Source organism: Erythrobacter sp. LQ02-29 (assembly GCF_022576075.2).
Lineage (GTDB): Bacteria > Pseudomonadota > Alphaproteobacteria > Sphingomonadales > Sphingomonadaceae > Alteriqipengyuania.
Map to the genome: position 1 here is coordinate 2,735,580 of NZ_JANCNT010000001.1, position 20,888 is coordinate 2,756,467.

The following is a 20,888-nucleotide window of genomic DNA, read 5'->3' on the forward strand; positions in this document are numbered from 1 at the left end:
TTAGAAACGGGTGGCCCCGGCGATCTCTCCCGAACAAATATTTGTTTAGCCTCGCGGATGATCATATTGGCCGGCGATGACCGGCGCATCTTCCCCCTCCTTTCGAGCCGGCACCATCTGGGCGATCACGCTGCCCGCGATGGTCACCAATGTGGCCACCGCGCTGATCGGCGTGGGCGACATGTGGATCGTCGGGCGGTTGGGCGATGCACCGACGCAAGGGGCGGTCGACATCGGCGCGCGGCTGTTCGCGATGCTGTTCACGGTGATGAATTTCCTGAAGACCGGGACCACCGGTCTGGTCGCGCAGGCCGGAACGCGGGTCGGCGAGCGCGAGCAGGCCGCCGTCCTGTTGCGCGGGCTAACCATCGGCCTCCTCATCGCGTTGCTGCTGCTGCTGGCGAAGCCGCTGTTGCTGCCTGCGCTGCTCGACGTGCTCGGCGCTCGGGGAGAGGTGCTTGTCGCGGCGCGCAGCTATGCGTCGATCCGATACTGGGCGGCACCCGGCGTCATGCTGAACCTCGCGCTGGTCGGCTTTCTCGTCGGTCGGCGGCGGATGACCGCAGTCCTGCTGTTCGAAGTCGGCTACAATCTCGTCAACGTGGCGCTGGGCCTGTGGTTCGTGTTGTCGCTCGGCTGGGGGGTCGAAGGGATCGCCTGGTCCAGCCTCATTGCCGAATATGTGAAGCTGGTGGCGGTCGGCGGGTTCGTCTTCGCGCGGATGGGCGGCCCGGTACTGGTGGCGCAGGCGCGCGACAGGTCGGTCTTGCAATGGGACGCGATGCGCCGGTTCCTCTCGGTCAATCGCGACCTGTTCCTGCGCACGGTTGTGTTGATGGTGGCGCTCGCCGCCCTCACCCGGCTGTCGGCGGAGCGCGGCGCGGTGACGCTGGCCGCGAACGGCATCATGTACCAGCTCTTCGTGGTGACCGCGCTGCTGCTCGACGGGTTCGAGAACGCGGCGCAGGTGCTGAACGGAGAGCGGGCGGGCGACGACGACCGCGAAGGGTTCGCCGCCGCCCTGCGGGCGATCCTGATCCGCGGTTTCGGCACGGCGGCACTGGTCGCGCTCGGCTTCGTTTTTCTCGCCGATCCGATCCTGGCCAGTTTCGCCGCCACAGATGAGGTCACCGTAGCCGCGCACGCTCTCGCGCCATGGCTGATCGTGATCCCCTTCGCCGGGGTCGCCAGCTTCGTGTTCGACGGGGCATTCGTTGGCGCGAGCTGGACCCGCGCGCTGCTCCTGTCGATGGTCGGCGCCTCCGCCGGGTACGCGCTGGCGCTGTGGCTGAGCTGGCCGCTGGGTAATAACGGGCTGTGGCTGAGTTTCTGCCTGTTCCTGGCGCTGCGGGCGGCGCTGCAGGCAGCGCTACTGCCCCGGCTGCTGCGCCGGGGGTTCGCGCGCTAGCCGCGATCGACGCGGGTCACGTTCTCGATCAGCGTCTCGTCCAGCGTATCGCCGTGCAGGACCGACACATCGCCGGTCGTTTCCAGCACGACCGCACGCACCTTGCCGAAATCGAGCACATTCGCCTCGCGCAATTTCGCAATCAGATCGCTTTCCGCCATGCGAGTCTTTGCCAGTGCGTCGTGGAGAATCTTGCCGTCCCGCATCACGAGCGTGGGGGCGTTCTGCATCAGGCTTTCGACCTTCTCGTGCGACCGCCGCAGATATGCCGCAGTGGCCTGCGTCAGGAACAGCCCGACCATCGCCAGGCATGCCTGGGCAAAGCCCTTCCACTCGGTCGCCTGCGCCGCGCCCGCCAGCAGCGAGCCGAGGGCGACCGTCATCACGAAATCGAAATTCGTCATCTTCGACAACGAACGCAGCCCGTTCAGCCGGACCAGCACCACGACCCACACCAGCCCGACGAAAGCGAGCACCAGCGAGCGCAGGACCAGGTCCCAGATTGGATCGGATACAAAGATGTAGGTTCTCCCGTTTCAGGAGATCAATCCGCAGCCATGCCGATAGGTCCCGGCTTGGTGAAGGGAATTCCGACCACCTGGCTCCACACAGTCATGTTCTCGGCAGACCAGCGGAGCGCCGAAAGGTTTTCGGCCAAGCGCGCGGTGCTATGACCCACCGCGCGCTTTGCCAAGTTCCTAGCTGCTCTTCTGCAGCTTCTCCGCCGTATCTAGGTGCTTCTGCAGCGTCGGCACCGTCTGCTCGGCCAGGCCGGTCACCGGGGCGGGATCGCTGCTCTTCGCCTCTTCCTGATAGGCGGCAATGTCCTTTTTGTGATCCTTCACCATGGCATCGACGAACGCCTTGTCGAACTCCGCGCCGGAAAGACCCTGGAGACGCTTGTACACCTCGTCCGCCTCGGCCTTCGTTTCCTGCGTCACGGGCACGTTCATCGATTTCGCCAGCGTCGCCACCTTGTCCATGTGCGCGCCGTGATCGTTGACCAGCATCGTGCCGAAATCCTTCACGCCTTGGGTCGCGCCCTTTTGGGCGGCGAGCTTGCCGACGCGGACCTCGGAATTGTCGCCCTTCATCGCGTCGGTCAGGAATTGGGTCGTGTGCGCATCGGCGGTCATGCCGGTGGTTTCGGCAGTGGTGGCGGGCGCGGCCGCATTATCCATCATCGCGCCGGTGGTAGCCGTGGTATCGGCAACGGGCGTATCCGTGGTCGCATTATCGCCGCAGGCGGCAAGGGAAAGCGCCGCAGCGCCGGTCATCAGATAGAGTGCAAGTGACTGTTTCATCGCGATGTCTCCGGTTCCTCCGCCCCGGAATCCGCAATGAGCATCATCGCGCTTCGTTCCGCACCGTCGCATTCTCCCTGGCAGTGCACGCATGCTTGCCCCCGCGCCTCTCGCCCCCTATCTGGCGCGGCAAACCTTTCCAGCGACAAACCAATCCGAAGGACCCCTGCGATGGCCGCGCAATACGCCTATGTCATGAAGGACATGACCAAGACCTTCCCCGGTGCCCCCAAGCCGGTGCTGGCGAACATCAACCTGCAATTCTACCAAGGCGCGAAGATCGGCATCGTCGGGCCCAACGGCGCGGGTAAATCGACGCTGATGAAGATCATGGCCGGGATCGACACCGATTTCGCGGGCGAGGCATGGCCGGGCGAAAACATCACCGTCGGCTATCTGCCGCAGGAGCCAGAGCTCGACGAGAGCAAGACCGTGCTCGAAAACGTGAAGGACGGCGCGCGCGACGTCGCCGACATGGTCGACCGCTTCAACGCGATCAGCGCGGAGATGGGCGACCCGCAGGACGACACCGATTTCGATGCCCTGATGGAAGAGATGGGTACGCTGCAGGAGAAGATCGACGCGGTCGACGGCTGGACGCTCGACAACCAGCTCGAAATCGCGATGGAGGCGCTGCGCTGCCCGCCAGGCGACTGGCCGGTGAACGACCTGTCGGGCGGTGAGAAGCGCCGCGTCGCCCTGACCCGCCTGCTGATCCAGAAGCCGTCGATCCTGCTGCTGGACGAACCGACCAACCACCTCGACGCCGAAAGCGTCCAGTGGCTCGAAACGCACCTCGCCGAATATGCCGGCGCCGTGCTGATGATCACCCACGATCGCTATTTCCTGGACAACGTGGTGGGCTGGATTCTCGAGCTCGATCGCGGCTCTTACTATCCCTATGAAGGCAATTATTCGACCTATCTGGAGAAGAAGGCGAAGCGGCTGGAGCAGGAAAACCGCGAGGAAAGCGGGCGGCAGAAATCGCTCGCACGCGAGCTGGAATGGATTCGGCAGACGCCGAGCGCCCGCCAGACGAAGTCCAAGGCGCGTATCCGGAAGTTCGAACAATTGCAGGACAGTGCCAACGATCGCAAGCCGGGGAAGGCGCAGATCGTCATCCAGGTGCCCGAGCGCCTGGGCGGCAAGGTGATCGAGGCGAAGAACATCACCAAGGCCTATGGCGACAAGCTATTGTTCGAGGACCTGTCCTTCATGCTGCCGCCGGGCGGCATCGTGGGCGTGATCGGTCCCAACGGCGCGGGCAAGTCCACCCTGTTCCGCATCATCACCGGGCAGGAGGAGCCGGACAGCGGCAAGCTGGAAATCGGCGACACCGTGCATCTGGGCTATGTCGACCAGAGCCGCGACGATCTGACCGCGTCGAACAACGTGTGGGAGGAGGTCTCCGACGGCCTCGACTACATGAAGGTCAACGGCCACGACGTCTCGACCAGGGCCTATGTCGGTGCGTTCAACTTCAAGGGGCAGGACCAGCAGAAGAACGTCGGCAAGCTGTCGGGCGGCGAGCGCAACCGCGTGCACATGGCCAAGATGCTGAAGAACGGCGGCAACGTCCTGCTGCTGGACGAGCCGACCAACGACCTCGACGTGGAAACGCTGGGCGCGCTGGAGGAAGCGATCGAGAACTTCGCCGGCTGCGCCGTGGTCATCAGCCACGACCGCTTCTTCCTCGACCGCCTCGCCACCCACATCCTCGCCTTCGAAGGCGACAGCCACGTCGAGTGGTTCGAGGGTAACTTCGAGGCTTACGAGGAAGACAAGCGCCGCCGCCTGGGCGACGCGGCGGACCGTCCGACGCGGTTGCAGTACAAGAAGCTGACGCGGTGAGGTTCAACGGGCGCGTGCCCGGCGCGCCCCATTACTGTCGAGAGAAATCCGGGGTCAGCTTGTTTCCCTCCCGTCACCCCGGACTTGATCCGGGGTCCAGCTTCGTCCTGCCGATGCCGGAAGCGAGCCTCATCCCCGTTCGCTGGCCCGGATGACGAAGGGGAGAGGTTGTCCCTCTAGCTCGACCCAACGGAAGTTAGCCTCGGAACCATCCCCCTCTCCGCCGCCTCTCTCGGGCATGGGGCATTTCTTCTCAAAGTATCGCATCTGGCCGATCGTGGCCTTTCTGTTCATCTGCGGCCTTGGCTTCGGGGCGCGCCAGGCTATCGGCACCGTCTATGGCGGAGCCGACGCGGCGCAGCTGTTGGAGGCGCTGTCGCGTGCCGGGCTCTATCTCGGCTCGGCGGTCGCGACGGCTTCTGCCACCACGCTGGCGCTGATGCTGACGCTGGTCGGGATGATCCGGCGGGCGGAGACCGAGTTCGATACCGAGGCCTACACCCGCGTCATCCTGATCGCGCGCATGTCCACGATCACGCTGATGAGCAGCTTGATCATGCTGCTCGCCTTCGTCTTCCCCGTGGGCGAGTTCGATGCCCTCCCCACCGACTGGTACGGCCTTCTGTACGAAGGGCTGTTTGCAGCCACGGTGCTGACCGTGGCGCTGCTCGCCGCCACCGTGCTGGTGGTCTACATGACGCTGGAGCATGTCATTCGCGGCGTCACCCCGGGCGACACTCTATGACCGCGCGCCGCGTGGTCCTGCACGGCAAGGTGCAAGGGGTGTTCTACCGCGACTGGACGGTGGAGACGGCGCGCGGGCTGGACCTCGTGGGTTGGGTCCGCAACCACTCAGACGGGACGGTCGAGGCGCATCTGGAGGGCGGGCCCGACGCGATCCGTCGGATGATCGAGGCGATGCATGCCGGCCCGCCCCGCGCGAAGGTCGACCGGATCGAAGAAAGCGCGGCAGACGAGGAGGGGCTGGCGACGTTCGAACGACGCTGAGCCCGATCTCCGCACGTTTTCCTACTACGCCGCCACGGGCTAGTCTCACCGGATGGCCCCGTCACCCTTCAGCCTAGCGGAATTTTCGGTCGCGTCCCGAACCCTATCGGAAGGCGCGCATCCGAGGGCTGTTTTCCCGCCCCAGGACACTGTGCCATGTGTTCCATCCTGTAGGGTTTGGCCGGATGGCGAGCGCTTATCGCGCGGGGGCGGAAACCGGCGCGAATCCCTTCGCCAGCGCGTGGTACAGGCGTTCGCGGCAGACCATGCCGCCCGCCCAGTCGCCGATCAGGGCGGTGGCGAACAGCGGCAGAATGGCGGAGCTGGTCCCCGTCGCCTCGCTGAGAATGATGACCGCGGTCAGCGGCGCGCGCACGACGCCGGTGAAGTATCCGCCCATACCGATCAGCACGATGATCCCCGCCTTGTCCGCCGGGAACAGCGGCGTCAGCAGCTCTCCGAAGCCCGCCCCCACCGCCAGCGACGGGGCGAAGATGCCGCCCGGAATGCCGCTGGCGCTGGTCGCGAGTGCGGCGATGAACTTGGCCGGACCGAACCAGTATTCGCCCGCGCCGCCTTCCAGCAGCATGCGTGTCGGCTCGTACCCTGTGCCCGACGTGACGCCGTCGGTAACGAAACCCAGCACGCCCACGATCACGCCGCAGACCAGTGCGGTGGTCAGCGGCTTCTTGCCGAACCGCGCCGTGAAGCGCCCGCCCGGCCCGCGCAGGGCGAGCAGCGAACGCGAGAACGCCCCGCCCAGCATCCCGCCGATCACCCCGGCCACCGGTGCCGCTATCAGCACCGATGTGAGCGGCAGCCCGCAGGTGATCTGCCCGAAATAGACGTAATTGCCCGCCAGCCCCTGGCTCGTCAGGCCCGATATCATGACCGCACCCATCACCAGGATCGCCACGCGTTGCTCGTAAGCCACCGCCAGTTCCTCGATCGCGAAGGCGATTCCCGCCAGCGGCGTGTTGAACGCGGCCGCGACGCCCGCCGCGCCGCCCGCGATATAGACGCCGGAGGTGGAGGGAACGCGGAAGAAGCGATGCACCTGCACCATGATCGCCGCCCCCAGTTGCACCGTAGGGCCTTCGCGCCCGACCGAGCCGCCAGCCAGCAGCGCGCCCAAAGTGAGCACCACCTTGGCCAGGGCGGTGCGCAGGGACACCAGCCGGCGGGAGGTGCGGCGCAGCGGCTTGCGACTGGCGGCGATCACCTGCGGGATGCCCGATCCCCGCGCCTGCGGGGCGTAGCGGAAGGTGAGCGCCGCGATCCCCACGAACATCGCCGGGGTCAGCACCAGATGGACCCAGCGCGAATGGTTGGTGGCTTCGGTGAACAGGCGATTGGCCCAGTCGCCTGCCCATGCGAAGCCCATCGCGACCAGTGCGATCAGCACCGCGCTGACCAGCGTAGCGGCCCTACGGCTCCAGTCTTCGGGCCGGATCAGCTCGCTCGGCACCTTCGCGTTGAATTCGGTATCGAAGGGCCGGGGGAGTTTCATGCGCGCCCCCCTTATGCCCCGGCAGGGCGGTCGTCCACCCGTGAGAACCGTTCCATATCGCCCGCGATCGAAGGGACGGTACGGTCGGTTCGGAAACGTCAAGCAAACCGCGACCAAGTTGCGCAATCGTTCATCTTACAGCATCCAAACCTGAACTATACCCTCGCGCACGGTTCAGTTTCGGGTCACTTGGATTTCCATAGTTTGATGACCATCGAAGACGGCGCAGGGTGGGCTGGCAGAGCGAAGGGATACGTATGATGAGCCTGAAATTCCTGACCAATACCGTGGGCGCATCGGCCCTCGCCCTTGCCGTGTCCCTGACCGGGCTGGCCTCGACGGCCCATGCCGCGGACCGGCCCGATCGCCCGAGCGAACGCCTGGAACAGAGAGTGGAGCGCCGGGCTGCGCCGAACCGACCGCAGGTGCGCGCCGATCGGGGCGCGCGGGCGACCCCGCGGGTTTCGCAGGCGCCCGAGCGCCCGACCTTCCGTTCCCCTTCGCGTACGACCGTCGACCGCGTCGAGGTGCGGCGCAGCAGTGCGGGCGACCGCGGGCGCCCCGTGGGGGTCGCCCCCCGCCGCAACGGCTCCGTAGATTACAACCCGGTCCGGCAGGTCCAGGCTCGCCGTGACGCTTACGACGCCCGGCGCGACCGAGAAGAAGCGGCGCGCCAGCGCCAGGTCACGCCCGCCGAGCAGCGGTTCCGCGAGCAGCGTACCGCGCGATACGGCAACCGTGAGGATCGGCGCGACAACCGGTACGATCGGCGTAACGACCGCCGGGACGATCGGGCGGAACGCCGCGACGATCGGCGGGATGGCCGCTACGACCGGCGCGATGATCGGCGGGACTGGCGTAACGACCGGCGCGACAATCGCCATGACTGGCGCAACGACCGGCGCGACGGACGTTACGATCGCGACCATCGCAGCTGGAACCGGGGCTGGCGCTCCGACCGGCGGTACAATTGGCAGTATTATCGCAACGCCCATCGCAACCAGTATCGGCTGGGCCGCTATTACGCGCCCTATCGCGGCTACTCCTATCGCCGGTTGAACATCGGGTTCCGGCTCGGCAGCCTGTTCTTCGGCAGCCGCTACTGGATCAACGATCCGTCCTATTACCGCCTGCCGCCCGCTTACGGCCCCTATCGCTGGGTGCGGTATTACGACGACGCCCTGCTGGTGAACACCTACACCGGCCAGGTGGTGGACGTGATCTACTCGTTCTTCTGGTAGGACGCAGCCGACAAGGCACCCGAGACCCCGCCGGTTCGCGCCGGCGGGGTTCTTCGTCTCCGCTCAGACCCGGCCGAAGGGCAGCATGCGGAAAATCCCGCCGTCCCGGTCGAAGAAGGTGTGCTTCAGCGCGCCCAGCACATGCAGGATCACCAGGATCATCAGGAAACTGCCGCCGGTGGCGTGAAGCTCGAAGATCTGGCCGCCCAGTTCCTTGTTCGCTCCCACGGGAAGCGCGGGAATGGTGAACAGACCGAACATGTCGATCGCCTTGCCGCCGAGCGAATTCGCGATCCACGCGCCCAGCGGCAGCGCGATCAGGAGGATGTAGAAGACCACATGGGTGGTTCGGGCGAGGATCCGCTCCCAGCTGGCGTAATTCTGCGGCAGGCGCGGCAGCGGGGTGGTCAACCGCAACGCCAGGCGTGCGAGCGTAAGCACCAGGATCGAGATGCCGATCGCCTTGTGATATCCGAACAGCTCGCCCGCCGCTGCCCCGCCGACATCGTGCGCGCGTTCGGCCAGATACCAGTTGAGAATCACCAGCGCGGCGATCAGCCAGTGGAAGATCATCGCCCCTGTCGAATAACGCTTCTTCGCGCTCGATACTTCCATGTGCGTGATCCTCTCCTGTTGTCGTCCGCTGGGGTCTAGCAGCGTGTGGACACCGCTGCTACCGTCCGCCCATGTCTGACACGAAGACCATGGTTCCGGACAAGGACGCACTCGCCCGCGTGGGTCGCGAGGTACGCAAGCGGCTGAAGGCGGATCGGCGGGTGCACAAGATCCCGACCGACGATGCGGAGATATTCGCGCTGGGCGAATTCGCGACGCCGAACGAATGCCAGCGCCTGATGCACATGATCGACGTCGTGGCCGTGCCAAGCACGCTGTACGCGGGCACAGAGCAGGAAGGGTTCCGCACCTCCTATTCCGGCAATTTCGATTCGCGCGACCCGTTCGTCGCGGCGATCTCGCGGCGGATGGACGATACGCTGGGCCTCAAATCGGCGCTGGGCGAGACCATCCAGGGCCAGCGCTACCTGCCCGGCCAGCAGTTCAAGCCGCACCACGATTTCTTCTTCCCCGGCCAGTCCTACTGGGAAGACGAGCGGCGCCGCGGCGGGCAGCGCAGCTGGACCGCGATGCTGTTCCTGAACGATGTGCCAGCGGGCGGCGAAACCGAATTTCCCAAGCTCGAGCTCGCCATCACGCCGAAGGAAGGCGTGCTGCTGATGTGGAACAATGCGGGGCCGGACGGGGTGCCGAACCTCCACACTCTCCATGCCGGCACGCCGGTGATCGACGGCGCGAAATACGTCATCACGAAGTGGTATCGCACCCGCAAATGGGGGTGATCAGCGCGTAGGGTTCTCCGCCCCGCCGACCGTCCGCTCGATCGCCTCCAGCCGATCGAGCAGCGCATGGCCCATCCGGTCGACCCGGCGCGACAGGCGCAGGATTTCCAGCTGCGTGCGCAGGTTCACCTCGTAGTCGTGCCGCGCGGCGACCCGATCCTTCGACGCCTGCCGGTTCTGGCTCATCATGATGACCGGTGCCTGGATCGCCGCCAGCATCGACAGCATCAGATTGAGGAAGATGTACGGATAGGCGTCGAACGGCTTGATGCCGAGATCGACCAGCACCTCGCTGTTGATCAGCATCCAGCCGAACAGCACGATGCCGAAAAAGATAATGAAGCCCCAGCTGCCGCCGACCGCCGCGACCCGGTCGGCCAGCCGGTCGCCGAAGGTCATGCGCATCTGCGCCGCCTCGTCGGCATCCGGCCCGATATAGGTCCCGCCCGCGACGCGGCCCAGCACCGCCTGTTCTTCCGGTCCCAGCTCGGTCAGCTTGCGGTCGAGCAGCTCCTGCGCCAGCTCCTCCGCCGTGCGCGCGATCATCGCGCCAGCGCCTCCGCGATCAGCTGGCGGGTGTTCGCGATCCCGTAGAGCGCGATGAAGCTGCCCATGCGCGGCCCCTGCTCGCTGCCGAGCAGGGTCTCGTAGAGCGCGCGGAACCAGTCGCGCAGCGAAGCGAAACCGTATTCCTCGCGCTTCCCGATCTCGTACACCTGCGTCTGCAGATCCTCCGCCGACATGTCCGCCGGGGCATCCGCCAGCACGCCATCGAGCTCGCGCAAGGCCGCGGCCTCGGTTTCGGTCGGCGCGCGCTTGGCGAGATGCGGGGCCACGAAATCGCGGTTGTAGGCGACCGCGGTGCCGATCAGTTCGCGCAACTTGGGATCGGTGACCGGCTGACCGGTATAGCTCGCCAGATAGTCGGCGACCGATTCCGCCGTAGCTTCCGCGCCCAGCACGCTCGTGAGGTTGAGCAACAGGCTGTAGGGCACCGCCAGGCTCTCCCCCGCGCCCGGTGCCTCCGCCCCTTCGAACCCGCCATTGGCGCGCGCGAGGTGCCACACCGGATTGCCCAGCTGCTTGTCGAGGTCCTGCTCGGCCAGCCGCTCGCGGAACTGCCAGTAATCGTCGACCGCGCGCGGGATCACCCCGGCATGGAGCTGCTTCGCGCTCTTGGGATTGGGGAAGATGTAGAAGCCCAGGCTCTCCTCGCTGCCGTAGGTCAGCCATTCCTCGATCGTTAGGCCGTTGCCCTTCGACTTGGAAATCTTCTCCCCATTGGCGTCGAGGAACAGCTCGTAGATCAGCCCCTCCGGCTTCTTGCCGCCCAGCACCTTCACGATGCGGCCCGACTGGACGCCGCTGTCGGTCAGGTCCTTGCCGTACATCTCGTAATCGACGCCCAGCGCGTACCAGCGCATGGCCCAGTCGACCTTCCATTGCAGCTTGGCCATGCCGCCCAGCGCGGACTGTTCGATCGTCGAGCCATCCTCGTCCGCGAAGCGCACAGTGCCCGCCTCGGCATCGACCACCTCGACCGGAACCTGCAGCACGCGCCCGCTGCTGGGCGAGACCGGCAGGATCGGAGAATAGGTCTGCCGCCGCTCCTCGCGCAGCGTGGGCAGCATGATGTCGAGGATGTCCTGGTTCTTGCGCAGCACCTGCCGCAGTGCATCGTCGAACGCGCCGGCATTGTAGCGATCGCTGGCCGCGACGAATTCGTAATCGAAGCCGAACCGGTCGAGGAAGGCGCGCAGCTTCGCATTGTTGTGCGCGGCGAAGCTTTCGTACCCCGCATCGAAGGGGTCGGGAATGCGGCTGAGCGGCTTGCCCAGATGCTGCGCGACCAGATCGCGATTGGGGATGTTGTCGGGCACCTTGCGCAAGCCATCCATGTCGTCGCTGAAGGCGACCAGCCGCGTCCTGCCGTCTTCCGGCTTCGCGCCGATCAGCGCCTCGAACGCGCGGCGGACCAGCGTGGTGCGCAGCACCTCCTGGAACGTGCCGATATGCGGCAGGCCGCTAGGGCCGTAGCCGGTTTCGAACAGCACCGGCGAGCCGTCCGGCTTCGCCCCGTCGGGATAGCGCTTGAGCAGGCGCTGCGCCTCCTGAAACGGCCAGGCCTTCGATGTGCGCGCGGCGGCGATCAGTTCGTCCATGCTCATGGCGCTCGCCTTCGCGCGAAGATGCTTATGTTGCAAGAGCGAAGGGTGGCCTCAGCTCGCGTAGAAATCCTACAGGATGGAACACATGGAACAGTGTCCTGGCGCGACAAAAGGCCCGGTGCGCAGGTATTTTCGACCTTGATTGTGACAGGCTGGCGGCTGGAAACATGCGCGCTGGGATAGCCCCGGCGGGCCGCGTAGGACAGCAGCTCTACACTAAGCGCTGCAACATCTCGTAAGCCCGAGCCTAGTCCACCGGCCCCAGTTCGGGATCCAGATCGCGCGGGCGGCGGAAGTCCGCGATCGCGCCGTCCTGCCCGCCGAGCGCGCCCCAGTCGTCGATCGGCAGATCGAGCAACGCGAACGAGGCGGTCGGATATTTCACCACCGCCTCGTCGAAATGCGCATTCTCGCGATCCGGCGCCACGAGCGACAGCAGCACGTCCTGCAAACCCGGATTGTGGGCGGCGACCAGCACCGCGTCCGCATCGCCCGCCTGTTCCGATACGACATCGATGATCGTCTCGGCGCTGGCGAGGTAGAGCCGCTGGTCGAATACCGGCTCCAGCCCCAGCTGCGCGGCGGCCAGCGTCGCCTTCACCCGTTCCGCCGGGCTGGCGAGAAGCAAGTCGAACTCCGGCCCGTTTTCGCGGATATAGCGGCCCATCAACCCCCCGCCGCGCCGCCCCCTGTCGTTGAGGCCGCGATCGAAATCGCGCTTGTCCGAATCGTCCCAGTCGGACTTCGCGTGGCGCAGCAGGCCGAGTTTCTTCATGGCGGGGATAGGTGTCCGTTGAGGGTGCCGGTTTCCGTAGCGTCTTGCACACCCGGTGGCCCGGCTGCAACCCGCGCCAGCGCCTCGTCCAGCGTTACCCGCGTAATCGGCGTGCCGGGCGGGAAGGCGGTCAGCAACCGGCTGGGGAAAGCGGCGGAAAGGACGACGAAATGGCCCGCGTCCTCGCGCGTGCGGATCAGTCGGCCGAACGCCTGAGCGATGCGCGCGCGGATCAGCCGGTCGTCATAGGCACCGCCGCCATTCGCGGCGCGCCGCGCGCGGTGGAGGATGGTCGGGCGCGGCCACGGCACCGATTCCATGACGACGCAGCGCAGGCTCTCACCCGGCACGTCGACCCCGTCGCGCAGCGCGTCGGTGCCGAGCAGGCTGGCCGAACGGTCGTCGCGGAAGATATCGGTCAGCGTGCCGGTGTCGATCGGGTCGACATGCTGCGCGTAGAGCGGCAGCCCGGCCCGCGCCAGCCGGTCGGCGATGCGGCCATAGACCGCGCGCAGGCGGCGGATCGCGGTGAACAGGCCCAGCGTGCCCCCGCCCGCCGCCTCTATCAACCGGGCATAGGCACCCGCCAGCGCGGGCAGATCGCCGCGCTTTATATCGGTGACGATCAGCACCTCTGCCCGCGCGGCATAGTCGAACGGGCTCGCATGGCTGCCGGTTTTGGGCTGGAGCGCGATGTGCGGCGCGCCGCTGGCCGCGATGGCCCCTTCCCAATCCTCGCCCGCTTCGCCGCGATCGGTCAGCGTGGCGCTGGTCAGCATGACACCGTGCGCGGGTTCCAGCACCACCTTGGCGAAAGGCTGCATCGGGTCGAGCCAGCGGCGGTGGACGCCGATGTCGAATTCGCGCGAATCGTTGCGGTCCACCGCGAACCAGTCGACGAAATCGGGATCGGTCGGCCCGCCCAGCCGGCCCAGCAGCGCTTCCCACGCGGCGACCAGATCGACGCGCCAGGCGAGCGAGTGGCGCGCGCCCTCGATCCGCGCCCGGCCCTGCCCGTCCAGCCAGTCGGGCGGGTCCTCCAGGATGGCGGAAAGGCGCACGCCGAGCGTGAGCAGCGGCTTGCGGATCGCGGCCAGCGCCTGCTGCGCGCTCTGCGCCGCTTCGATCAGCGGACCGGGAAGCTGCGCGATCTCGGTCTCTATGCCGTAGCCCGCCTCCTGCCCGCCGCTTTCGTCGCGGGCGTAGGTGAGCGCGCGGACCTGGCCCAGCAGTTCCTCGACCGGGCCCTGCGGCATCCCCTCGGCCAGCCGTCCGAGCCAGCCTTCGGACGGCAGCACCCCCGCCGCCTCGACCGCATCCTCCACCGCCTCGCCGCCCGCCTCGTCGTAGGAGGCGACATCGGCGAGCCGCGCGGCGAGCCCGCGCCTGCGGCCACGCGCATTGCGTTCGGGGCCGACGATCCAGCGGCGCAGCTCGATCGCCTCCTGCCCGGTCAGCGCGGCGGCAAAGGTGCTGTCGGCGGCGTCGAAGACATGGTGCCCCTCGTCGAACACGATGCGCGTCGGCGCGGGGCCATGATGGCGACCGCGCGCGGCGTTGATCATCACCAGCGCGTGGTTGGCGATCACCAGATCGGCCTGCGCGCTGGCCCGCGCGGCGCGTTCGATGAAGCACTTCCGGTAATGCGGGCACCCGGCATATATGCATTCACCGCGCTGGTCGGTCAGGGCCGCGATGCCGCGCTTGCGGAACAGGGTGCCGAGCCAGCCGGGCAGGTCGCCGCCGATCATGTCGCCGTCGCGACTGTAGGCGGCCCAGCGCGCGACCAGTTGCGCCAGGATCGCGGGGCGGCCCGCGAACCCGCCCTGCAACGCGTCCTCCAGATTGAGGAGGCAGAGGTAGTTTTCGCGCCCCTTCCTCACCACCACCGGCGGGGTGCCGTCGGCCCGCCGTTCGGGCCAGGCACGCGCGCTTTCGCGGCGAAGCTGGCGTTGCAGGTTCTTTGTGTAGGTGGAGACCCAGACGGTGCCGTGCGCCTTTTGCGCCCACAGCGCGGCGGGGGCGAGATAACCCAGCGTCTTGCCGATCCCGGTGCCCGCCTGCGCCAGCAGCAGATGGGGGCGACCGCGGCTTTCGCGTGGGGCGAAGACGCCGCTGGCGCTGCGGGTATAGGCGCGCTGGCCCTCGCGCCGCTCCGCCCCCTCGCCCGTCAGGCGCGCGAGATGTCCCTCGGCCTCGTTCTCCTCGATCAGGACCTGCGCGGGCTGCGGGCGCTCGGGCGCGTCCTCCCATTCGGGCAAGCGCGAGAAGAGCCATTTCTCGGGCTTCTCGGGCTTGCGCACATGCGGGCTGAGCACCTGGGCCCACGGCCAGCGCAGCCGCATGAGCGATTGCAGCGTGCTCCACGCGCCCTCCCGCTCGGCCCAGGCGTCGCTTTCGCAATGGGCGATCAGCGCGCCCGCCGCCGCTTGCAGGAAAGCGGGAATCGCCGCATCGTCCTCGGGCTCGGCCAGGTCGAGCGCATGAGCGAGCCCGCGCGCGGTCGGCACGCAGAAGCGCGCCGGGTGGACGAAGGCGAACAGCTCCAGCAGGTCGAGGCCGGAGAGATCGGGGTAGCCCAGCCGGGTCGCGACCAGCGGGGCGTTGATCATCAGCATCGGCGTGTCGGCGGCGGCGTTGATCGCCTCCCCCTTGGAGCAGCCGCGCGTCTCGCGCCCGCCGGTATCGCTATTGGGCTCCGCCAGCCAGCAGCCCGCGTGGCTGGCATGGAGGGCCGGAAGGGGGATCGCCGCCATGACGCTCAGCGATGATGAATGCGGAACGAAAAGTAAACAGGAGCCGCGGCGCTAGACCCCGGCATTGCCCACCACGAAGCATGCCGCGGCCATCAGGAACCCCGCCATGCGGTTCGACCGGAAGCGGTGGAGCGGGTTGCCAGGGTCCGCGCCGTCGGCGGTCAGCACCTGCCAGGCGAGATGCAGCGCGACCGGCACCAGCGCGACGATCGCCACCCAGTCCTCGCGCAGCAGCCAGAAGGCGAGCGCCCACAGCGCCACCGCCCCGGCGTAGAACAGCGCGACGCCCGCGCGGACATGTTCGCCCATGCGCAGCGCGCTGGAGCGGATGCCGACCAGCGCGTCGTCCTCCCGGTCCTGCAGCGCATAGATCGTGTCGTAGCCGATGCACCAGCAGATCGCCCCGGCATAGAGCGCGGCGAGCACGTCCATCCGATCACCCCGCAACGCGACCCAGCCGACCAGCAAGCCCCAGGTGAAAACGAGGCCGAGCCACGCCTGCGGCCACCACGTGATCCGCTTCATGAAGGGATACGCTGCGACCAGCACCAGGCTGCCCAGCGCGACCAGCTGTGCCTGCCACCTGAGTTGCAGCAGCACCACCAGCCCGACCGCGGCGAGCACCGCCAGCCACGCCCACGCGGCCTTTTTCGACACGCGCCCGCTTGCGACCGGGCGGCTGGCAGTGCGCGCCACCTTCCGGTCGAGATCGGCGTCGACGATGTCGTTATAGACGCAACCCGCCCCGCGCATCGCGATCGCGCCCAGCAGCATCCATGCGAGCAGACCGATCTGCCACCCCGCCCCCGCCAGCCACACGCCCCAGGCGCACGGCCAGAACAGGAGCCACCAACCGATCGGGCGGTCGAACCGAGCCAGCTGCGCGAGATCGCGCGGGAATTGCGGCAGGCGCGCAACCATCCCACGATGCTCGCTATCGGGGACGACGGTGTCGGAAACTGAGGTATCGCTCATCGCCTTGCGCCCTACCGCGCGCCGTGCCACCTGCCTACCCATGCCCGCCACTCCCGCTTGGCCCCCGAAGAGCGCGCCGCGCCTGTTCGTGCCCGACGAAATCCGCGCGTTCGAGCCGGTCGCCATCGGCGAGACGGGCGCGCATTATCTCTCGCGCGTGATGCGGGTGAAGCCGGGCGACGTCGTGATACTGTGCGACGACATCAGCGGCGAATGGGCGACCAGCGTGGTCGCGGCGGAGAAGCGCAGCGTCACGCTGGAGCCGGTATCGAAGCTGCGCGGGCGCGAGGCGGTGCCGGACTTCTGGCTGTGCCCGGCGCTGCTCAAGAAGGACCGGTTCGATCTGGTGCTGGAAAAGGCGACCGAGCTGGGCGTCGCGGCGATCCACCCGATCGTGACCCGCCGCTGCGTGGCGGACAAGCTGAACCTCGATCGCGCCCGCACGGTCACCACCGAAGCGGCGGAGCAGTGCGCTCGCACCGCGCTGCCCGCGCTGGAGGAACCGGTGAAGCTCGACGCGCTGCTGGCCGACTGGCCCGCCGATCGCACGCTGTTCTTCGCCGACGAGGAAGGCGGCAAGCCCGCCGCCCGGGCCTTCGCCGCCTCGTCCGGTCCCGCGGCCCTGCTCACCGGGCCCGAAGGCGGCTTCGACGCTGCGGAGCGTGAGGCGGTCCGGGCACTGGCGCAGGCAGTGCCGATCTCGCTCGGCCCGCGAATCCTGCGGGGCGAAACCGCCACGCTCGCCGCGACGGCGCTCTGGATGGCGGTCGCGGGCGACTGGCGCGATTAATCCTTTTCAGCAACCCACCGGCGGCGTAACGCGCGGCGAATGAGCACGCGCGAGGACAGCAAAGCCGACGATCCCGTGATCGAATCCCGCGACCAGTTGGTCGCGCCGATGGCCAATGGCGAGAAGCCCCGCGAGCGATGGCGCATCGGCACCGAGCACGAAAAGCTGGTCTACAAGCGCGACGATTTCCACGCACCGAGCTACGACGAACCCGGCGGTATCCGCGATATCCTGTTGTCTATGCAGGATTTCGGCTGGCAACCGGTCGAGGAAGGCGGGAAGATCATCGCGCTGAAGGGCGAGGACGGGGCGATCAGCCTGGAGCCTGCGGGCCAGCTCGAACTCTCCGGCGCGCCGCTCGAAAACCTGCACCAGACCTGCAACGAGACGGGTCGCCATCTGGCGCAGGTGAAGGAAATCGGCGATCGCTGCGGCGTCGGCTTCCTGGGCCTGGGCATGTGGCCCGACAAGACCCGGGCCGAGCTGCCGATGATGCCCAAGGGGCGCTACGGTATCATGGCCCGGCACATGCCGCGCGTCGGCGATCTCGGCCTCGACATGATGCTGCGCACCTGCACCATCCAGGTCAATCTCGACTATGCGAGCGAGGCCGACATGGTGAAGAAGTTTCGCGTCGGGCTGGCGCTGCAACCGCTCGCCACCGCGCTGTTCGCGAACTCCCCCTTCAGCGAGGGCAAGCCAAACGGCTACCTGTCCTATCGCAGCCATATCTGGTCGGACACCGACCCCCACCGCACCGGCATGCTGCCCTTCGTGTTCGAAGAAGGCTTCGGCTACGAACGGTGGGTCGACTACATGCTCGACGTGCCGATGTATTTCGTCTTCCGCGACGGGAAATATATCGATGCCGCGGGCCTCAGCTTCCGCGACTTCCTCGACGGCAAGCTGTCCATCCTGCCCGGCGAGAAGCCGCGCGAGAGCGACTGGTGGGATCACCTTTCCACCGCCTTCCCCGAGGTTCGGCTGAAGAGCTTCCTCGAAATGCGCGGGGCAGATGGCGGACCGTGGAGCCGCATCTGCGCCCTGCCCGCGCTGTGGGTCGGCCTCCTCTACGATCAGACCGCGCTCGATGCGGCATGGGATCTGGTCAAGGACTGGTCGATGGAAGAGCGCGAGGCGCTGCGCGACGCGGTGCCCAAGCTGGCGCTCGATGCGCCCATTCCCGGCGGCGGCCGGTTGCAGGATCTGGCGAAGGACGCGCTGAAGATCGCGCGCGCCGGCCTGTCCGCGCGCGCGCGGTTGGGCGAAGGCGGCGACAACGAGACCGGGTTCCTCTCGACGCTCGACGAGATCGTCGAAAGCGGGAAGGTTCCGGCGCAACGGCTGCTCGACAAGTTCCACGGCGAGTGGAACGGCGACATCGAGCGGGTCTACAAATACAGCTTCTGAGCTATTCCGCGGGCTGGCCGAGCACCGGCCCGCGCGGGCGGATCATCCGGCGCAGCCGGGTCAACGGCGCGGTGATGAGGCCGTGCCGGTCCATTCACGCATGGTATTCGCGATACTTGGCGTCCTCGCCGTGCCTCTGCTCCGTTACCGGAACGCGGTGATGCGGCCGTTGTCGTCGAGGATGTAGAGCGTGCGGTTGGCGACCACCGGGGGCAAGCTGACCCGTGCCTTCAGGTTCGTCACCATCTGCGCCGCGCCTTCGCCGGCGCTGGCACGCCACAACTCGCCTTCGGAACTGACCACATAGAGCGAATTGTTGGCGAGCACCGGACCCATCCAGAAGATCGGGTCCTTCTTCTTTTCCTCGTTGCGATAGCGCGCCAGCTGCGTGATCCAGCGAATGCGGCCGGTCGAACGCTGGATCGCCAGCAGGCGCGCGTCGCTGGTCAGGGTGAAGATCCACTCGCCCGCGATCGCTGGGGTGGAAATGCCCGCCAGGTTCAGTTCCCATACGCGCTGGCCGGTCACCAGCTCGTAAGCCGCCATGCGGCCGCCCTGGCCCAGCGCATAGACGCGGCCATCGTCGATGATGGGATCGGCGTCGATATCGGTCAGCGAACCCACCTCGGTAGAGATCGAGGTGCGCGCCAGTGCATCGGACCACAGGACGCGGCCGTTCTCGTAACGATACGCGATCAGCTCGCCCGAGCTGTAGCCCGCGATGACGGTGCCCTGCCCGGCGGCCGGGCTGGCGACGCCGAAGACGCCCGCCTGGGTGGTGGCGCCCGATTCCTGCCACGTCACCTCGCCGGTGTTCGCGTCCAGCGCGAAGATCTGGTTGTCCTGCGTCATCACGAAGACGAGGTTGAAGGCGACCGTCGGAGAATCGCGCAGCGGCCCCGCCGGTTTCGCCCGCCACAATTGTTCGCCCGTGTCGGCGTTCAGCGCCACGACCTCGCCCACGCCGCTGGTGGCGTAAACCTTCCCGTTGGAGAAACTGACGCCGCCGCCGAACGCGGATTTGCGCTGGTCGGAGGGGACGTCCATCCGGTGCGACCAGACCTGACCGCCGCTCTGCGTGTCGAAGGCGGTGACCGTGCCGGTCGTATCGACCACGAACAGCTTGCCGTTGCCGATCACCGGTGCCGCGCCCAGGCGCGCCTTGTTGCTGCTGCCCGCGACCGATGCGGTCCAGGCCACCGACGGGGCATCGGCCAGTTCGAGGTGGCCCTCGTTCTTGTCCGCGCTGCCGCCCGCTTGGCTCCAGTCGGGGTTCAGATGCGGCGGCGGCAGGACGACCGAGACGCCTTGCAGCGCGGGATCGACCTTCGCCCCCGCCTCGATCCGCGACAGCACCGGCACCCGCTCGCCCAGAGTCGGCGTGCCCGCCTTGTCCCCGCCCTTGAACAGCGAACATCCGGCGAGCACCGCGCCAAGGGCGATGGGGAGCGCCAGCCGCGCAACGGGCCTGATCGATTTCATGCAATTCATCCTTACTGTTGCGGTGCCGCCGCGCCGGGGCCACCCGGGCCGCCGGGGGCCATGACGCCGGATTGCGCGATCGCCTCGTCCACGTCCTCGATCGCATCGACGCCCAGCACGCCGGCCATCTGGCGGGAGCGCGAGCGTAGCGAATCGGGCACCTCCTTGTCCTTCGAAATGCGCGCGAACAGCTTGCCCGCCTCGGCGCGGTTGCCCTGTTGGAGATAGGCCATCGCGAGCATCTCGCCCGCGCTGCCGAAGAAGGCGTTGCCGGGCACCGCCAGCGGCTTCAGCCGCGCGATCACGGTTCCGGGTTGCAGCGTGTCGAACTGCACCGCGACGCTGCGGATGGTGGCGAGATCGCGCATCGCCTGCGGCGCGTCGGCATTGTCGGCGATCTGGTCGAACAGCTTCGCCGCCTTCGCCGGATCGTTCTGCTCCGCCGCGATGCCTGCCTGTAGCATCCGGCCCACCGATGCGGGGCCAGCCCCTTCTTCGGTGACGAGCGGGTCGAGATTCTTCGCGGCGGTATCGAGATTGCCCGCCTGCAACTGGTCGAGCGCCAGCGTCATCTGTTCGGAATTGTGTTCCCGGTCCACCGATTGCCGGTGTTGCCAGAACAGGTAGCCGCCGAAGGCGACTAGGCCGATGACGATCGCCGCGATCAGCGGTATGCCATACCGCTTGCCGAAATTGGCATACTGGTCCTGCCGCACGGCGTCGTCGACCTCGCGCATCAGCGCGTCGCCCTGCGCCGCCTGCGCTTGCGCCCGCTTGTCGGCGTCGGTCTTGTTGCGATCGGGTCTGAGAGCCACTCGCTGTCCGTCTTTCTTCGGTTTGGGGGAATGCGCG

Annotated in this window: 19 protein-coding genes; 8 read left to right on the plus strand and 11 right to left on the minus strand. The window is 67.3% G+C overall.

Annotated features, from left to right (window positions below):
* Nucleotides 1-76: 76 nt before the first annotated feature.
* Nucleotides 77-1,408 (plus strand): MATE family efflux transporter, encoded by a 1,332-nt coding sequence (locus MKP08_RS13295; RefSeq protein ID WP_241554236.1) that lies wholly within the window; start codon nucleotides 77-79, stop codon nucleotides 1,406-1,408.
* On the opposite strand, the gene MKP08_RS13300 is transcribed toward MKP08_RS13295, so the two are convergent.
* Both MKP08_RS13300 and MKP08_RS13305 read right to left on the minus strand, forming a co-directional pair.
* Nucleotides 1,405-1,884, minus strand: a complete 480-nt coding sequence (locus MKP08_RS13300) for a YetF domain-containing protein (RefSeq protein WP_241554237.1) — start codon at nucleotides 1,882-1,884, stop codon at nucleotides 1,405-1,407. The two genes, MKP08_RS13295 and MKP08_RS13300, sit on opposite strands and share 4 nt — an antisense overlap.
* 222 nt (nucleotides 1,885-2,106) lie before the next feature.
* Complete coding sequence (locus tag MKP08_RS13305) at nucleotides 2,107-2,712, minus strand: DUF4142 domain-containing protein (RefSeq protein ID WP_241554238.1); 606 nt, start codon at nucleotides 2,710-2,712, stop codon at nucleotides 2,107-2,109.
* Nucleotides 2,713-2,883: 171 nt separating this feature from the next.
* Here MKP08_RS13305 and ettA point away from each other — a divergent pair, with 171 nt between their 5' ends.
* From ettA to MKP08_RS13320, 3 genes are all read left to right on the plus strand, one after another.
* Nucleotides 2,884-4,563, plus strand: a complete 1,680-nt coding sequence (gene ettA / locus MKP08_RS13310) for an energy-dependent translational throttle protein EttA (RefSeq protein WP_241554239.1) — start codon at nucleotides 2,884-2,886, stop codon at nucleotides 4,561-4,563.
* A gap of 277 nt (nucleotides 4,564-4,840) precedes the next feature.
* Nucleotides 4,841-5,308, plus strand: a complete 468-nt coding sequence (locus MKP08_RS13315) for a hypothetical protein (RefSeq protein WP_241554240.1) — start codon at nucleotides 4,841-4,843, stop codon at nucleotides 5,306-5,308.
* On the plus strand, nucleotides 5,305-5,571 hold the full coding sequence (locus MKP08_RS13320) for an acylphosphatase (RefSeq protein WP_241554241.1): 267 nt from the start codon (nucleotides 5,305-5,307) through the stop codon (nucleotides 5,569-5,571). The genes MKP08_RS13315 and MKP08_RS13320 overlap by 4 nt, the downstream gene beginning before the upstream one ends.
* 196 nt (nucleotides 5,572-5,767) lie before the next feature.
* On the opposite strand, the gene MKP08_RS13325 is transcribed toward MKP08_RS13320, so the two are convergent.
* Nucleotides 5,768-7,081 (minus strand): chloride channel protein, encoded by a 1,314-nt coding sequence (locus MKP08_RS13325; protein WP_241554242.1) that lies wholly within the window; start codon nucleotides 7,079-7,081, stop codon nucleotides 5,768-5,770.
* A gap of 260 nt (nucleotides 7,082-7,341) precedes the next feature.
* On the opposite strand from MKP08_RS13325, the gene MKP08_RS13330 reads away from it, so the two are divergent.
* Nucleotides 7,342-8,322 (plus strand): RcnB family protein, encoded by a 981-nt coding sequence (locus MKP08_RS13330; protein ID WP_256970100.1) that lies wholly within the window; start codon nucleotides 7,342-7,344, stop codon nucleotides 8,320-8,322.
* Between the two features lie 63 nt (nucleotides 8,323-8,385).
* Here the strand turns inward: MKP08_RS13330 and MKP08_RS13335 are convergent, their stop codons facing one another.
* Nucleotides 8,386-8,937: a cytochrome b gene (locus tag MKP08_RS13335; RefSeq protein ID WP_241554244.1), complete on the minus strand. Its 552-nt coding sequence runs from the start codon at nucleotides 8,935-8,937 to the stop codon at nucleotides 8,386-8,388.
* Nucleotides 8,938-9,008: 71 nt separating this feature from the next.
* Between MKP08_RS13335 and MKP08_RS13340 the strand changes: the two genes are divergently transcribed.
* Complete coding sequence (locus tag MKP08_RS13340) at nucleotides 9,009-9,680, plus strand: 2OG-Fe(II) oxygenase (protein WP_241554245.1); 672 nt, start codon at nucleotides 9,009-9,011, stop codon at nucleotides 9,678-9,680.
* On the opposite strand, the gene MKP08_RS13345 is transcribed toward MKP08_RS13340, so the two are convergent.
* From MKP08_RS13345 to ubiA, 5 genes are all read right to left on the minus strand, one after another.
* Nucleotides 9,681-10,226: a DUF1003 domain-containing protein gene (locus MKP08_RS13345; protein ID WP_241554246.1), complete on the minus strand. Its 546-nt coding sequence runs from the start codon at nucleotides 10,224-10,226 to the stop codon at nucleotides 9,681-9,683. It abuts the gene before it with no gap.
* Nucleotides 10,223-11,848: a lysine--tRNA ligase gene (locus MKP08_RS13350; RefSeq protein ID WP_241554247.1), complete on the minus strand. Its 1,626-nt coding sequence runs from the start codon at nucleotides 11,846-11,848 to the stop codon at nucleotides 10,223-10,225. The genes MKP08_RS13345 and MKP08_RS13350 overlap by 4 nt, the downstream gene beginning before the upstream one ends.
* A gap of 247 nt (nucleotides 11,849-12,095) precedes the next feature.
* Complete coding sequence (locus MKP08_RS13355; protein WP_241554248.1) at nucleotides 12,096-12,623, minus strand: histidine phosphatase family protein; 528 nt, start codon at nucleotides 12,621-12,623, stop codon at nucleotides 12,096-12,098.
* Nucleotides 12,620-15,379 (minus strand): ATP-dependent DNA helicase, encoded by a 2,760-nt coding sequence (locus MKP08_RS13360; RefSeq protein ID WP_241554249.1) that lies wholly within the window; start codon nucleotides 15,377-15,379, stop codon nucleotides 12,620-12,622. The genes MKP08_RS13355 and MKP08_RS13360 overlap by 4 nt, the downstream gene beginning before the upstream one ends.
* Before the next feature lie 51 nt (nucleotides 15,380-15,430).
* Nucleotides 15,431-16,354, minus strand: coding sequence for a 4-hydroxybenzoate octaprenyltransferase (gene ubiA / locus MKP08_RS13365; protein ID WP_241554250.1), 924 nt, complete (start codon nucleotides 16,352-16,354; stop codon nucleotides 15,431-15,433).
* A 40-nt stretch (nucleotides 16,355-16,394) separates the two neighbouring features.
* On the opposite strand from ubiA, the gene MKP08_RS13370 reads away from it, so the two are divergent.
* Entirely contained in the window at nucleotides 16,395-17,144 is a 750-nt protein-coding gene (locus MKP08_RS13370) for a 16S rRNA (uracil(1498)-N(3))-methyltransferase (protein ID WP_241555612.1), read from the plus strand.
* Between the two features lie 39 nt (nucleotides 17,145-17,183).
* Nucleotides 17,184-18,554: a glutamate--cysteine ligase gene (locus MKP08_RS13375; protein ID WP_241554251.1), complete on the plus strand. Its 1,371-nt coding sequence runs from the start codon at nucleotides 17,184-17,186 to the stop codon at nucleotides 18,552-18,554.
* 144 nt (nucleotides 18,555-18,698) lie between these two features.
* On the opposite strand, the gene MKP08_RS13380 is transcribed toward MKP08_RS13375, so the two are convergent.
* Entirely contained in the window at nucleotides 18,699-20,045 is a 1,347-nt protein-coding gene (locus tag MKP08_RS13380; protein WP_373418091.1) for a PQQ-binding-like beta-propeller repeat protein, read from the minus strand.
* A 2-nt stretch (nucleotides 20,046-20,047) separates the two neighbouring features.
* Entirely contained in the window at nucleotides 20,048-20,851 is an 804-nt protein-coding gene (locus MKP08_RS13385; RefSeq protein ID WP_241554253.1) for a tetratricopeptide repeat protein, read from the minus strand.
* Nucleotides 20,852-20,888: the final 37 nt, after the last annotated feature.